Annotated in this window: 7 protein-coding genes; 2 read left to right on the top strand and 5 right to left on the bottom strand. The window is 54.9% G+C overall.

Translation table 11 applies throughout. The features are described 5' to 3' along the window. Positions 1-63 precede the first annotated feature (63 nt). Positions 64-1,944 (top strand): glutamine--fructose-6-phosphate transaminase (isomerizing), encoded by a 1,881-nt coding sequence (gene glmS / locus AC5S16_RS11760; protein WP_493930265.1) that lies wholly within the window; start codon positions 64-66, stop codon positions 1,942-1,944. Between the two features lie 20 nt (positions 1,945-1,964). After that, positions 1,965-4,226 (top strand): hypothetical protein, encoded by a 2,262-nt coding sequence (locus AC5S16_RS11755; RefSeq protein ID WP_493930264.1) that lies wholly within the window; start codon positions 1,965-1,967, stop codon positions 4,224-4,226. 190 nt (positions 4,227-4,416) lie between these two features. Here the strand turns inward: AC5S16_RS11755 and AC5S16_RS11750 are convergent, their stop codons facing one another. From AC5S16_RS11750 to AC5S16_RS11730, 5 genes are all read right to left on the bottom strand, one after another. Next, complete coding sequence (locus tag AC5S16_RS11750; protein ID WP_493930263.1) at positions 4,417-6,528, bottom strand: TIM-barrel domain-containing protein; 2,112 nt, start codon at positions 6,526-6,528, stop codon at positions 4,417-4,419. A 104-nt stretch (positions 6,529-6,632) separates the two neighbouring features. Next, positions 6,633-8,783, bottom strand: a complete 2,151-nt coding sequence (locus AC5S16_RS11745) for a DUF6259 domain-containing protein (RefSeq protein WP_493930262.1) — start codon at positions 8,781-8,783, stop codon at positions 6,633-6,635. Positions 8,784-8,862: 79 nt separating this feature from the next. Continuing rightward, a complete protein-coding gene (locus tag AC5S16_RS11740; protein ID WP_493930261.1) occupies positions 8,863-12,468 on the bottom strand; it encodes a carboxypeptidase-like regulatory domain-containing protein in 3,606 nt (1,201 codons plus the stop codon). Between the two features lie 925 nt (positions 12,469-13,393). Next, on the bottom strand, positions 13,394-14,410 hold the full coding sequence (araD1, locus tag AC5S16_RS11735) for an AraD1 family protein (RefSeq protein ID WP_493930260.1): 1,017 nt from the start codon (positions 14,408-14,410) through the stop codon (positions 13,394-13,396). Positions 14,411-14,413: 3 nt separating this feature from the next. Further along, entirely contained in the window at positions 14,414-15,193 is a 780-nt protein-coding gene (locus tag AC5S16_RS11730; RefSeq protein ID WP_493930259.1) for a GntR family transcriptional regulator, read from the bottom strand. Positions 15,194-15,269: the final 76 nt, after the last annotated feature.

Here is a 15,269-nt window from a genome sequence, read left to right as displayed (position 1 = left end):
GTTACCCGATGGTGACTGAAGTTCTCAGGAACAATTCTTATTTTATGCCCTACAATCTGGAGCATGTGCGGCATTGTCGGCTATGTCGGCTCGAAGGAAGTTGTTCCTGTCATTATTGAAGGTCTGCGCCGGCTGGAATACCGCGGTTATGACTCTGCCGGCATCGCGGTCGGCGGCAGCGGCAACGGACTCCAGCTGCGCCGCGCTCCCGGCAAGCTGCGCAAGCTTGAGGAAGTTCTGCATGACCGCCCCGTCCAGGGAACATTTGGCATAGGCCATACGCGCTGGGCCACGCATGGCCGTCCGACCGAGGAAAACGCCCATCCGCATCGCGACTGCACCGGACGCATCGTTGTCGTCCACAACGGCATTGTTGAAAACTACCTTGCGCTGAAGCACGAGCTGATTGCCGAAGGCCACAAATTTGTAACTGAAACGGATACAGAAATCATTGCTCATCTTATCGAGCAGGAACAGGCTTCCGCAGCGCGCACCGGCAAGAACATGCTCCTGGAAGAAGCAGTGCGCCGCGCTGTGCGCCGGCTCACCGGAGCCTTTGCCATTGTCATCATTTCCGCCGACGAGCCCAACAAGATCGTCGCCGCGCGCTTTGGCCCTCCCGCCGTCATCGGGCTCGGAGAGGGCGAGTATTTTGTTGCTTCCGATGTTCCGGGCATTCTGCACCACACGCGCAACCTCTACTTTCTTGCCGATGGCGACATGGCTGTCCTCACTCCGGAGGGTGTTCGCCTCACAGACTTTGAAGGCAACGCCATCGAGCGCCCGGTGCAGCGCATTCAGTGGGATCCGATCCAGGCGGAAAAGGGCGGCTACAAGCACTTCATGCTCAAGGAAATCTTTGAGCAGCCGCGCGCCATCCGTGATACGACTCTCGGCCGCATTTCGCTTGATACAGGAAAAGTCTTCCTCGCCGAGATGAAGATCAAGGACGAGGAATTCCGGCAGGTTTCCAGAATCAATATTGCCGCCTGCGGCACCAGTTGGCACGCCGCTACTGCGGGCAAGTTCATGATCGAACGCCTGGCGCGCGTTCCGGTTGAGGTGGATTACGCAAGCGAATACCGCTATCGTGACCCCATTGCCGACCCCAATGCGCTTGGCCTGCTGATTACGCAATCCGGCGAAACAGCAGATACGCTCGCTGCGCAGCGCGAGATGATCGCCAAAGGATCGAAGACCATCGCCATCTGCAATGTTGTCGGCGCCATGATCACGCGCGAGGCGCACGGCGTTATTTATACTCACGCAGGCCCGGAGATTGGCGTTGCATCCACCAAGGCATTTACCGCGCAGCTCGTCGCGCTCTTCCTCTTTGCTGTGCATCTTGCGCAGGCGCGCCAGGTGATCTCGGAAGACGAAAGCCGGGCTTTATTGGAAGAACTGACGCTGCTTCCGGGTAAGGTGGAAGACATTCTGCGCACGGTAGACAGTGAATGCGAGCAGCTTGCCCGTGCTTATTCCACCGCTTCCGATTTTCTTTTCCTTGGACGGGGCATTCACTACCCGATCGCGCTTGAGGGCGCGCTCAAGCTCAAGGAAATCTCCTATATTCACGCTGAAGGCTATCCAGCGGGCGAGATGAAGCACGGCCCTAACGCGCTGATCGATGAGAAACTTCCTGTTGTCGTTCTGGCAACGCAGGACCGAGACAATCGCGACTCCCGCCAGCGCTATGAAAAAACCTTGTCGAATATTCAGGAAGTCACTGCGCGTTCAGGCAAGGTGATCGCGGTTGCAGTGAAAGACGACGAAGAGATCACGCATGTCGCCGACCACGTTCTCTACGTGCCGCACGCGCCTGAGCTGCTTCTGTCAGTGCTCGATGTGATTCCACTGCAACTGCTGGCCTATCACATCGCAGTGCGACGCGGCTGCGATGTCGACCAGCCGCGAAATCTGGCTAAATCCGTCACTGTGGAATAGCGCCTGCCACAATAGGAATCATGCTCAAACCATACAACGCTATTGCTGTATTTCTGCTCGGCATTTCTTTTCTGCGGCCCTGCCAGGCTCAATCCCTGGATAATGCACTGCAGCTGCGGAACGCTGAAGAGAGGCTGACCTTCCAGACTGGGGGACCATGGTCTCCTCGAACGAACTTGAACGCAGATGTTGTGATGGTGTACGGAATCGGCCCTCGCTTTCCAGTAAATCTGGCGACATGGAAAGAGCATGGCTACAAGGTTGATTTAATGACAGGAGTCGCATGGGGAAAATACCAGGACTATCTCAATGGACAATTCGACGGCAGGAACCACTGGGACCAGGCGCAGACAGACAGTAGCGGGAAAAGAGTGCTTCACGGAGGAAATGAATCCATTCCCTACATTTCTCCGGGAGAAAACTATGGGAAGTTTCTTACGGTCGGCATAAAGCAGGCATTGGATGCCGGCGCAGAAGCCGTATATCTGGAAGAACCGGAGTTCTGGGCAAAGAGCGGCTGGGAAGACAACTTCAAACGCGAGTGGAAGTCCTACTATAACGAAGACTGGCAAGCCCCGGATTCCTCGCCTGACGCTCAGTATCGTGCTTCCAGGCTGAAGTATTTTCTATACCGTCGCGCCCTGGCACAGGTATTTGACTTTGTTAAGCAGTATGGAAAGGAGCACGGACGCAGTATTCCGTGCTATGTAGCGACGCACTCACTTATTAACTATGCTAACTGGAGAATTGTAAGTCCGGAATCATCGCTGATTAATGTAGGAGTAGATGGATATATCGCCCAGGTCTGGACCGGCACGGCGCGAACTGCTAATTATTACCAGGGTGAACGCAAGGAGCGCACTTTCGAGACTGCATTCCTTGAGTATGGAGCCATGCAGAACCTGGTGCGCGCATCAGGCCGCCGCATATGGTATCTGAACGATCCTATTGAGGACGATCCAAACCATGACTGGGATGACTACCGATCGAATTGGGAGAACACCCTGACAGCATCGCTTCTACAGCCAGAAGTCTGGCGTTATGAAATCATGCCATGGCCGGACCGCGTCTTTGGAAGCAAGCATCCGGTAAAAACAATACCTGCGCATAAATCGGTGCAGCAATTGGAGCAGGCGCCTGTCGGAACCGGCCTGGGCGGTTTTGATAAAACTCCCGATGCGCCTATGGCTGGAATACCTAAGGCCTACGAAACAGAACTGCAAAGCGTTATCACTGCGCTTGGCGATATGAAGCAAGCCGATGTCCGCTGGATGATCGCTGGCACGCGAAACGTAGGCGTCCTCGTCTCTGACACGATGATGTTTGAACGCGCGGATCCCCAACCTTCGGATGCGGCCTTCGGATCTTTCTATGGATTAGCCATGCCATTGGTAAAGCGCGGGGTGCCGGTGGAACCAGTTCAAATTGAAAGTGCCACGGCTCCGGACTTCCTGAGCCGGTATAAATTGTTGTTCCTTACTTATGAAGGCCAGAAGCCGCCAACGCCGGAATTTCATACTTCTCTGGCAAAGTGGGTACGCGATGGGGGCGCACTGGTCGTCGTGGATAACGATGACGATCCTTACAACGCCGTTCGCGAGTGGTGGAACAAAGCCCCGAACTCATTTGCAACTCCACGCCAGCATCTTTTCAGTCTGCTTGGTATTCCTGAGAATGCTGAAGGCCAGTTCCGCGTGGGCCGTGGGGTCGTTTTATCGAAGCGGGTATCGCCGGCAGCTCTGACTTACCAGAAAGATGGCGATGAACAGCTTCGCAAATTTGCAAGGGATGCGGCGGCAGCGATCAACCTGCCGTGGAAGGAGACGAACGCGCTCATACTGCGGAGAGGCCCGTACCTGATCGCAGCCGGACTCGATGAATCTGTGCCCAATGCAAAGCCTCCAGTCCTTCGCGGACACTTTGTCAACCTCTTTGACGAAAACCTTCCAGTGCTTACAAGCGTGAGTATTTCTCCCGGGGCCCGGTTCCTGCTTGTCGATCTGGATACAGCAGATAAAAATCTTCCGCCAAAAGTAGTTGCTGCTGCCTGCCGGGTTCGGCAGGAGCAGGAAAGCGCAGGTTATCTCAGCTTCCTCGCTGATGGAGTTGCAGACACAAACGCAGTTGTCCGGGTTCAGATGCATGGAAAGCCGTCACAGATTCTGATTGACGGGGTTCTTCAGCAATCCAAAGATTATGAAATAGACAAGGATACCGTGCTGATTCATTTCAAGAATTCGACAACGCCTGTACGAGTTGAAATAAAGGTCAACCCTTCTTAGGGCGAATTATTTTTTAGTGTGATCGCTACGAATTGTCATCCCGACCGGACCATGCCCCTGAACGCAGTGAAGAGACATGGGTAGCGGAGGGACCTGCAGTTTCCTTCCCCGCTACATAATTCTTAATACGACATAGGGTATGGTTTTTCGCAAAACAAATGGGTATAACGATTAGCCTGGCCCACTGTCCTCAACCTATATGTTCCCAGGCATAAACATCATAGCCGCTGCTCTCTACACTTCCCTTCCCGGTTTTCCATTCGAGATGCAGGGCGCCTTTGGCGCTCTGCAGTGTGAAAGGTAGAGAGCCATCGCCATAAACCCGCACTTGAATCCGGTGTGTTTCAGGGGCGCCTGCAAACTGGCCTGCATCTGCCCACGGCATAATGCTTCCGCTCTTCACATAAACAGGTATCTGCTCTGTAGTTGCAGGCACCGATACATCAACGTTGCCCTGGATTGCTTCTCCTGTCCAGAAGTTGTGCCAGCTTCCTTCAGGCAGCACAACCTTCCGGTCCGCTTCTCCGGCAAATAAAGGCGCAACCATCATGCGGTCGCCAATCATGTATTGATCGTCGACACTGTAAAGACGCTTATCCTGAGGCGCGTCCAGCACCAGGGCACGAAAGGGCGGTGTGCCGTCTTCCGCGTAGCGTTGAAAGGCCGCTGTCAGATAGGGTACGAGCTGCATTCTCCAACCGATAATCTCGCGGCAGCGCGCCTCCAGCTCCTGCCAGTGATCGAGTAATTGGCCGGCATTGTTTTTCTTGCGATCCAGCTGCTGCCATGGAGGATTCTTGATGTACCAGCCATCGACCATCGCCAGCGGAGAGAACACGACGCTTTGCAGGCGGCGGATCAGGTCTTCTTCGCTTACAGCATCCCTGACCTCAGGGCACCACAGCAGACCGCTGAATCCCGAATTCACCAGTGCGCGGATATATTCCTTGTGATCGTAGAGGTCGCTGTAGAGAACAAATGGATAAGGAGCGGCCAGCGCGCCGCTGGAACGTACCAGGCCATACGTTGGCTGACGGCGTTTGCGAAATTGTTCCCAGAGCGCCATCTGATAGCGCAGACCAAAAACACTGTGCATCTGCTCGCCATCCACACCAGACGGAAAATGACTGAATTCCGGAAATGACCAGCCGCCGGTGAAATCAGAGTTGTCGCACTCATCGAGTTTGAAACTGCTGATTCCCATGTCGATCAGAGTCGTTCCATGGAAATCGCCAAAGACTTTGCGGGCCGGCTCTCCAGCGAAGTCTGGAACTAAACCGCCCCAGACTCCATAGTCGCCTGAATGCGCCTGGAGCGCCGGAAACAATGGCGAGGCCGGGAAAGTAAAAGCGTGTTCCCAGAGGTTCACGCGATAGTGCAGGTCCTTAGCTGTATTCACAAACGCAGCTGGATCGGGAAAGCGGTTCTTATCCCAGGCAAAAGTGCACGAATAAGCATGAGACTGCCATCCCGGCTCGAGGCCGATGACATCGCAAGGAATCTTGCGTTCGCGGAATTCCTGCGCGAAGGCAAGAGCAGCATCCTGGGTGGCATGCGCATCCACGCGATACCAGAAGCCCAGTCCCCACTCTGGTGGCACATACCCGCCGCCTGAAAAGACGTTGTAGCGCCGTACCGCGTCGATCATGGAAGGACCGGCGAACAAGTAAACATCTACGCCTGGCGTTCGCGGCACCTCTACGACAACCCGGCTTATTTCATTGTCCTTAACGGTATGCGTATAGTTCGGATCGAGGTTATTCGCCGTTGACTCTATGGCATGACCGGGTTTGGGATGCACATCGCCAAAATAGAAAGTTGCATAGCGGGCTGTGTCGATCAGGATGCCGATTCCTTCTGTTGTCACATAAAACGGAACCGGAGCATGTGAATCACCCGTGTCCATTCTAGGGTCGGCATTGACACGGGTAACCTTTCTCTTGCCGCGCTGCGAGAATGAGTGGAATTGCAGGCCGAGACCGAAGATTTGCTCTTCAGGCCTCAATGGCAGCTCTACAATACAGCCGCGCGCTGTGCGTTTGCCTTCAATCGCGGGCAGCGGAACACCATCTACGCGAGGCAGCTTTGCGAACGCCTCAGTCTGCGGAGGAACAAGACGGCTCGACACGGGAGTAAACCGTTCCGGTATGCCGATGGTCGCACGCCATACACCAGGATGGACCAGTTTCCAGGCATGCGCAAGCAAAGGCGCCGAATCAGCAGATTCGGCGCTTAAGAAGCGCGAAAGTCCCGCGGCAGTTCCGCTCGCCGCGAGCGCTTTCGCGAGCGTGCGGCGAGTCATCTTTATTTCAGGGCTCAAACTTATCTCCCGGCTGGAAAGGCCAATGTACCATTTGTGCTGAAATAAGTGTGCGCTCCTGGATTCAGCGAGTCAGGCAAAGCTCATCATATTTCCATCACAACAGCGGCCGAACGCGCAGGGATATGCAGAGAGCCGGCTGTCTGCGCTCCATCGGGCTGCTCCGGTGTGGCAACAATAAGGCTGCCTGCATTCGGCAGATTCACCTTAGCAGTAACCGCTTTGCTGGTTTCCTGGTTGACAACCACCACGGCGCGCTTGCCGCCTGCAGCAACAAAAACCGAATGGCGAAATGATCCATCGGCAGTTACATCCGCGCCGAGCGTATCGCGATACTCGCCATCCCAGAGATATGCCTTGTACTTGGTTCGCAGCGCGTCAATCTTTTTCCCATAAGCCAGCGTGAGTGGAATATCCCTCAAATGCCCCTTGTAATAAAAAGGCTCGTATTGGATAACATACCGGTACAGGAGAATCATATTCAGCTGCTCTCGATCATCGAAGCCGCTGACTCCAGCCAGCAGGAGACAATTGCGATCGAGATACTGACAGATCGGAGTCCCGGCCACGCCTGTCTCAGAAACAGGAAAATACTGCATCAGCCAGTCCTGCGGCCCTTCACCCGAGAAGAGAAAATCAGGACTGACCTTATCGGCAACAGCGCGTAGTTGTGCGGACAGAGGCAGATCGCCCGCATAAACATAACCTGGCGGAACATATCCGTGACCCGGCGCGAAGTTGTATAGAGCCTGTCCGTGATGACACACTTCGTCCCATAGCCAGCCTTCGGCGCCCAGCGCCAGCACTTTCTGGAACTCCTTTGTCGCAATCTCTCGATAAGCAGGATCGAGAAAATCCATGATTGCCCGCCGCCGATTATTGATCCCTGCCAATTGTGTAGGGGTAACGTAGCTGTAGCCGCCGTGCTGGTACGGAACGCCAAACGGATCGACGGTCTCGTGTTTGTACAGCTCGTTCTTATACGCAGCGGTGGTCAGGTCGGCCCAGTTCAATTTGCCAAACAGAATGACCTTCACGCCTTTTGCCTGAACCTTGGCAATCGCGTCATGGAATTCCTGCCACGTCCCCAGCTTCGGCTCAATGTCCGATGAAGGATCGTCGCGGTCCTGCCCGCCAAGGTTCCAGCCGACAAGCTGTACTGCCCGCACGCCATGGTCGGCATATTCCTTGCCATACTCCACGAACTTTGCATAAGGAATGGAATAGTCTTCTTCCGGCGTGTTCATTCGCAGCATGGTCCAGGAATGGACTTCCTTCGCCCAGTCGGGAAGATGCGGTTGTTTGTACCAGGTGACCCGCCACTCCTTATATAGATCGACGCCCGCGTGCCAGTCTCCCTGATAACCACGCATAGTGACAGGAGCCAGCTTCGTCACTGAATCGGGGTGGGCAAAAACAAAGTGACACGTCCGAAAGTGCAGATGCACCGGGAAGCCGGAGATCTCCTCGGTCTTCGGAACTGTGCTGCCATACAGCAAACCAGGATGCTGTTCAAAGGTGTATTCCAGGTGATAAGGCAGCGTCGGATCGGACATCTCGACATAAAGCCCTTCATGCTTAGCCTGGATCAGGCAGAACAGGCTGCGGTTCGAGCCGAAGGTCTTGGTGGGAAAATCAACTCCCCAATAACCTTTTTCACTCCTGAAGTCCGGATAGATTTCATCGGAGCCAAGATTGCCGTACCACATCGTTCGAGCTGCGACGGGCGCATCATTGGCAGGCGGATTGAAGTCGCCGAAGTACGGATAGTCGATCGTCTCCACCATCAGATGAGAATGATTTTCGATGGTCGCATTAAAGGTCAGCTTGCCGTTCATCAGGCTTACTGTTGCTTTGATCGTGATCGGCAGCACGCCGCCATGTTCGCTGACCAGGTTTTCCCATCGCAGTGCAACTTCATGGTCTGAAATCTTCCTGACCTCGACGGCTTTCTGCTTCTGGCCGAGAACAAAATTGTCGCGGCGTCCGGGCAATGGCGCAAGCAGCCGGAACGACGCGCCAAGCGCCGGCCTGCGCTCAAGCGTCCAGTTCGCCGGCTTGTACACCATCCGCGTCAGGGCTCCGGAAGCGCGGTCGAACGCAACCAGCAGTTCGCTGTCCTGCAGCACCACTTCTCCGGCTGCAATAGCGGCTTGCTCCGCGCTCATTTCCACGTCTGCCGTCAAAACACCTATGGTCGCAAGGCCGAATAATTTATTGAATGTGCGTCTGTCCATATCCCTTTTTCTTTCGAGGAAAAGGGCGGGAGGTGCCTGCGGCATTTCCCGCCCTTGTAATTAGAAAACCAAAGGAGCCTCAGAAAAACAGTTTCAGAGCAAGCTGCCCAACGCGAGGTCCGTTCCGCGTTCCCGTGATTGCACTGAAGGCTGTTGCGTTAGTGAAATTCAACTGCCCGGGATTTCCGAGCTGCAGGTTGTTGAAGGTGTTGAAAGCCTCCGCGCGGAACTCCAGCGAAGTATTCTTTTCCAGAGCGAACGTCTTGAACAACGACGAATCCAGGTTATAGAACCCCGGCCCGCGCACCTGATACGGCCTGCCGCCGAGAGGCGCAAAACCCGTCTCGTCCTGTGTCGCCTGCGGCGGCTGTGCAAATGCGTTCGGGTTGAGCCACTGTGTCTGGTTGTGAGGACCGGTGTACGGATCCTGTCCCGCAATCATGTTGGCATTGCAGCCAAAATCCGAAGTCGTCCCGACCGGGCACCCGATGTTGATAGGCTGTCCGCTCTGGTAAGTAAAGATGTAATTGAGCTGCCAGCCGCCGATCACCGCATTGACCCAACGGTTCGCGCCGCCTGCAAGCTTCTCTCCTCGTCCGAACGGAAGCGCGTATTCTCCCGATGCGTGGATGAGGTGAGTGGCGTCACCTGTGCACAGCGAGTAATCCGGACTGATGCCGAAGCCGGGCAGCCACTCCGCCCGATAGCCTCCACCGAGTCCCGATTTTCCGTTATCGTTCGACAGGCATTTTCCGTACGTGTAGTTAGCCAGCAGGACAAGGTTGTTCTTGAACTGATGCTGGTACGTTGTCTGCATGGACTGATAGTTGCTGACCGCCCTGCTCTCCAGGAACTGTGACCCGCGTGCGAGATTCGGGACAGGGGCATAACTCTGCGGATTCACGCCCGGCGGAAGCATGACCGTGGGAGAGTTGTGGCTGCCGAAAGTATCGAGACGCCGACCCATCGTGTTTACATAGCCCACCTGGATCGAATCCCGCGAAGTGAACTGGTCCTGGATTGTAAGGTTGACGGTTTGTATCAGCGGCGACAGGTAGTTGTACTGTTTGCCGAAGAGATAGAGGTTTGTGGGATTCACCAGTGCCGGATCGGAAAGATTGACCTGCCCGAAGGTGTTCTCCATCGTCGCTGTCGTCGTCCCATCCGGAAGCAGCTCGGGGACCTGGGAAGTCGTGCTGGCCGCGCCGATTGTGTATTGGAACGGGTAGTTGGTTCCCAGCGTATTGCCGTAGCCTACGCTGTCAAAGGCTCCATAAGCTATGCCGTAGCCTCCGCGAACAACCAGGCTGGGAAGAATGCGGTAAGCAAATCCAAGGCGTGGAGCAAAGTTGGTCTTCTGCCCTTTGTTTACTTGAGAACCGGAGACGCACTGCATCTGGATATTGGCGCCCGCCAGCAAGGCATTGAACGCCGCCGAACGAGGCACCTGGCAGCCTTTCTCGGGCACATAGTAAATGCCGCCGGGCCCGTTGCCTCCATTCAGAATGAGATTGCCCTGCCTTCCGTTCGATTCCCCGTAGGGTGAAAAGTAATCCCAGCGCAGGCCCAGGTTCAGCGTAAGGTCAGGCGTCAGCCGCCAGTTGTCCTGCACATAGGCGGAATAGTAATTGGCAAAATAATAGGTCTTGGCAAAGTTCGTTCCGTAGTAATTGCTCATGCTGCCGAGGTTGTCGATGCCGTTCGGGACCGTAGCCGCAATCGGCGTCAGCAGCAGGTCCGATAGGCCATTGATGCTGCTGTTCGCATTGGGAATATCAGAATACTGGCCGTTGTAAGTAAGAACGCCCCTGCTGCTGGAAGGCTGCAGGATGTTTCCTCTGATGTGGTTGAGGCCGAACCCCACGTTGAATTCGTGGTTCCTGTACATCTTCATCAGGTTGTCCTGGAACTGCAATCCAGTATCTGCGCTGATAGTCGGCCGGAAACCGTGCCCGCCAAAGCTGCTGATTCCGCTCATTAAGAAAGCAGGAAGGCCGCCGTTGCCCGCGAATTGCGGAACTCCCTCGATCCCATACTGCGCCGGCACGCCTGACGTGTTCGCGTCCGGCTGGGTCAGGTTCGTTGTTTCGTGTGAATATCCTACGGTCGCCTGGTTCTGCATCTCCGGAGAAAACACGTGGCTGTAGTGGAGCGAAACTACATAATGCGGATTGTTGTTTGCCTGAGCGCCCGCATTTTCTCCAATCGGGCCGGTGTACGGCTGCACCGCCGCACTGGTTGCCTTGCTCCAGCTGAAGACGCCCCACAGAAGATCATTCGCGCTGAAGTTCTCATCAGCCCGGATATCGTACTGGTCCGTGGAGGATGGGCTTACCGGGCTTGCGTAGTAATTGTTATGAATCCCTGGAGTTGTTGGAGCGGGAAAAGTGTTCAGCAGCTTGACCACATTGGGGTCCAGCCTGTTTTGCGGAATGACGTTCAGCTGCGAGGTAAGCGTGCTGAAGTCTTTGATTCCGGCAACGCTCCCGCCCGTATAGAACGGATCGCGCACATAAACCGTGCTGGAGGTAGTGTTCGTAAAGCCCGAGATGGAATCGGTCGCTCCGGGCGCCACGCTCCGTGTTGTCGCCGGGTCAAGCACAGTGCCATGCGCAAACGTGCGTCCCAGTGCGTCCTTGCTCTTGCCGCTGTTGCCGGTGATCATGTCCTGCAGGTTGGTGAATCCGCTGCTCTGCATCAACGCGGTGGGAATGCTTTCCGTGAATGAGGTCTGCTGCGTAATTCCAGTGTGCTGATAGTCGAAGAAGAAGAAGGTCTTGTTTCGGCCGTCATAGAAATGCGGAATGTACACCGGGCCGCCGATCGTTCCGCCGAACTGGTTCTGTCGGTATTCAGGCTTCCTGACATTGTGCTGATCGTTGAAGTAGCCGTTGGCGTTCAGCGCCTCATTGCGCCAGTACTCCCACACGTTTCCTCTGAGCTGATTGGTGCCGGACTTGATCTCGGCGTTAATCACCGAGCCGGCAAACTGCCCGAATTGTGCGTTGTTGTTGCCGTCCTGCAGCTTGAATTCCTGCATGGCATCGGGAACCGGCGCGACGTTCACTCCGCCAAACACTTCGTTGTTGTTATCCGCGCCGTTCAGCCGGATATCTACCTGGCCAGGCTCGGCAGCGTTGGCAAATATCGTGGAGCTGCCCGGCGCACCCAGCGAGTAGCTTCCAGCGGAGAGCTGCGCCAGCGAAAGCCAGTTGCGGCCATTCAGAGGCAGGTCGTTGATCTGTTCTGTAGGAACCGTCTGACCCAGCGTGGCATCCTGCGCCTGCAGCAGCGGCACAGCCGAAGTCACCGTCACCTGCTGCTGCACCGTCCCCGGCGCCAATGGAATGTCAGCCGTCACCGTGTTCTGGATGTGCACCTGGATGCCGGTCACGACATATGTCTGAAATCCGGGCGCATCCGCCTTCAATGTATAGGTGCCAACAGGAACGGATGAAAAAACATAGGTTCCGGTCGAAATCGATTGCGTGCTCTGGGTCACCTGTGTCGCTTCATTCGTCAATGTGACTTGAGTCCCCTTTACCACTGCCCCGCTGGGATCTCTGACCGTTCCAACGACTCCGCCCACTGTGAGCTGGGCCCGGAGCTGAGCCGATCCAAGCAGCACAAGCAACACAGCGCACAGAATTGCCGCCAGATTCCGGATTCTCGCATGTCCGTTCATTCCTGTTTCCCGATGTCTCCATCGATGGAAATAAAATGTTTTTTCGTCTGCTGGGGCTTGAAAACTGCTCATATTGACCTCTCTCAGCCAAAAATCTTGCTATCAATCATCGGCCTAATAAATATCACAACATATTTTTAATATGTTACATATCGAGACAAACGTATAAACTCTCGACCAATAGAATGTCAAGCTGGGAATTCAGCGAGCGATAGATGGAGTGCGAAAATGCAGGCGCAAGCGCCAGCCGAACTTACATCTTCAATGTAGATGGATGGAGATTAGCGACAACAACCGGCGAAGGCAGTGATCCTGCCGGCATGGAGAATGCCGCGGATCATGGATTTGGACTGCCTGGGAATGCTCATAGCTGGTTTAAGAAAAAACCTTACTTATCGGTTATAAGGAATTTCTCAGTGATGTCAAGCGTCGGTTGCCAGGTACGGCAGGAAGCCGAAGGGATGAGAAAACTCCTCTGCGAAAACTCTGCGTTCTCTGCGTCCTCTGTGGTGAACTTTTTCTTTTCCCTCTACCTGTCAGCCTGTCAAGCCCCCAAAAAGCAACAAATCTCCGCAACTCACAGAAAAACAAGCAAATAAATCCTCCAAAAAGTTGGCGTACGATTACCGCCCAAAATGCTATCCTGAAAGTAGAGGAAGAAAAGCCCGCCCGGTCTAGGCGGGTTTTTTATGGCCCTGAAATCAGGACTTTGCATGGAACCTGCCTGTTTTCAATACTTTGACCGATTAAAAAACAGAGCCTGTGTGTTTTCAAAGACTTAACACCTCGGGGAGGGGGAGGTGGGCACCCCATCGAGAGCGGGATTGTTTCTTGATGCGGGCTTTTTCATTCTGCACGCTGCACCTTGCGAGGGTAATACCCAAAATAGATTATCCTGCTAAGTCATTGAAAATAGGAAAACCTGTTACGCCAGAGAATGAATCTTGACCAGAGCTGGATCGCCAGGCAGGACACGAAGCGGGTTTCGCAAAGCCCTGCCGAATGCAGGAAAGCTGACCTCCATCATGTCTCCATTCTCAAGCGACAGACCCTCCCCAAAACTGAAAGCGTCAGCGCCGAAGAAGTGAATATGGACATCCCCCGGACGGCGATGCATGTCGTACTTGAAATGGTGATGTTCAAGATTGGCGAGAGAGTGGCACATGTTTGCTTCGCCGCTGTAAATCTTTGCCTGCCAGATGTTATCTCCCTGCCGCTCAATACCGACTGTGCCGGTCAGGTCCGAGAAGACCTCCGGACCTCCCGCCACGAGCTCCGGGCCAAGCGAACAGTTGCGCAGCTTGGACGGAGCCAGATACAGGTAGTTCTTCCTCTCCATCACATGGTCTGAAAACTCATTGCCCGCCATGAATCCCACCCGGTATGGCTGTCCGTCATCGGCAATGAGATATGCTCCGGCGATCTCCGGCTCCTCTCCCCCATCATTCGCATAGGAGGGCACAACGAGTTCTTCCATGTGTGCCTTGAGAATGAAGCCATTCCCCTTGTAAAACCACTCCGGCTGCACTCCGATGCTTCCCAACGGGGGACGGCCCCCCTCCTTCCCCAGCTGATACATGCGCATGCTGTCGGTTACAGTGGAATCGGCCTGCACATGCATGGCAGCCCTGTTCTCCGCGCTCACTTTGTGGGTCAGGCCAGTGCCGCTGACAATAGCTCGGGCTGGATCTGCGGGGTGGTCGAATGGAGGAAGCAACCGCCACTCTGCAGTTCCCTGATAGATCGGGTCATATTCCAGAGCACGGTCACTCGTGGCCTGCTGCGTCAGTTCGGCCAGGGTTCTTCCCTGCCGGATCGCATCCGAAGCAAGATCGTAGGTAGAGACATACCCTTCGAGCAGGTGAAGTTTGGAGCCCTCGACCATCGCAACCGCTCTGCGCTCGCCATGGAGCAGCTGGACAAGATGCACAGGACTCCCCATCAGCTATGCCTTCTTGCCGGGAGCGGACAATTCTCCTGCAGGCGACTGCGACATGGCCTGACTCCACCTGGCCAGGTAGGACTCATCCATGAGCAGGAACTGCTCGAGGCTTCGCATGAGCTCTTCAAGCTTGTTGTGTAGGTGTTTCCGCATGGCTGCGTCTGCAATCTCCTCCGATCCCTCGGCAAGGGATCGAGCCAGCAGCTCATGCCAGTGACCAGGAAGCTTCCGTCCGCCGTAAAGCTGGTGATCGTAAAACCAGTTGAAGACCAGAAGCTGGTTCTTTTCAATCTGCTGCGCCAGAAATGGAAGATTCGTGCACTCAGCAATACGAATATGGAAACGCATGTGTGCATTGCGCCACGGATAAAGCGCTTTCGGGCTCGGATCCTCAGCACTCGTAATCGATTCGTGCATAAGGTCCAGTTCCTTGCCCATTTCAATCAGTTCCTGGCGCTCTTTGTTGCTTGCCATGCGGGCATAGAGCCGGGCAGCCTGCGTTTCCAGTCCTTCGCGCACCGCCCAGAATCCACGGATGTCCTGGGGTGTCGGTGTCCGTACTTTGGTGCCCACACGAGGTGTGTTCTCAATCAGATATTCGTTTTCCAGGCGGCTCATCGCCTCATTGATCGGCACCAGGCTCACGCCAAACTCGCTGGCAAGGTCCCGGCGGGAAAGGACCATCCCGAAGGTATATTCACCGGTCAGGATGCGCTCACGAACCCGGCGATATGCCTTCTCTGACAACTCGTCATGCTTATCGTCACGTTCAGGAGCCATCATGTTGACACCTTAACATAGAATTGCTAAGGTTGTGACATTTTTATTGCTATTTGTAATATGTTAATTATCGAAAATA

It is taken from the genome of Acidobacterium sp. FHG110202_01 (assembly GCF_059115305.1).
Note: the sequence above shows the minus strand (reverse complement) of the source record. Positions and strands in the feature narration are given on the sequence as shown.

Bases quoted from the DNA above. Each gene is read 5' to 3' on its own strand.
- AC5S16_RS11755 (WP_493930264.1), top strand. From the start codon at position 1,965: ATGCTCAAACCATACAACGCTATTGCTGTATTTCTGCTCGGCATTTCT.
- AC5S16_RS11730 (WP_493930259.1), bottom strand. From the start codon at position 15,193: ATGATGGCTCCTGAACGTGACGATAAGCATGACGAGTTGTCAGAGAAG.
- AC5S16_RS11750 (WP_493930263.1), bottom strand. From the start codon at position 6,528: ATGACTCGCCGCACGCTCGCGAAAGCGCTCGCGGCGAGCGGAACTGCC.
- araD1 (WP_493930260.1), bottom strand. From the start codon at position 14,410: ATGGGGAGTCCTGTGCATCTTGTCCAGCTGCTCCATGGCGAGCGCAGA.
- AC5S16_RS11745 (WP_493930262.1), bottom strand. From the start codon at position 8,783: ATGGACAGACGCACATTCAATAAATTATTCGGCCTTGCGACCATAGGT.
- AC5S16_RS11740 (WP_493930261.1), bottom strand. From the start codon at position 12,468: ATGAACGGACATGCGAGAATCCGGAATCTGGCGGCAATTCTGTGCGCT.
- glmS (WP_493930265.1), top strand. From the start codon at position 64: ATGTGCGGCATTGTCGGCTATGTCGGCTCGAAGGAAGTTGTTCCTGTC.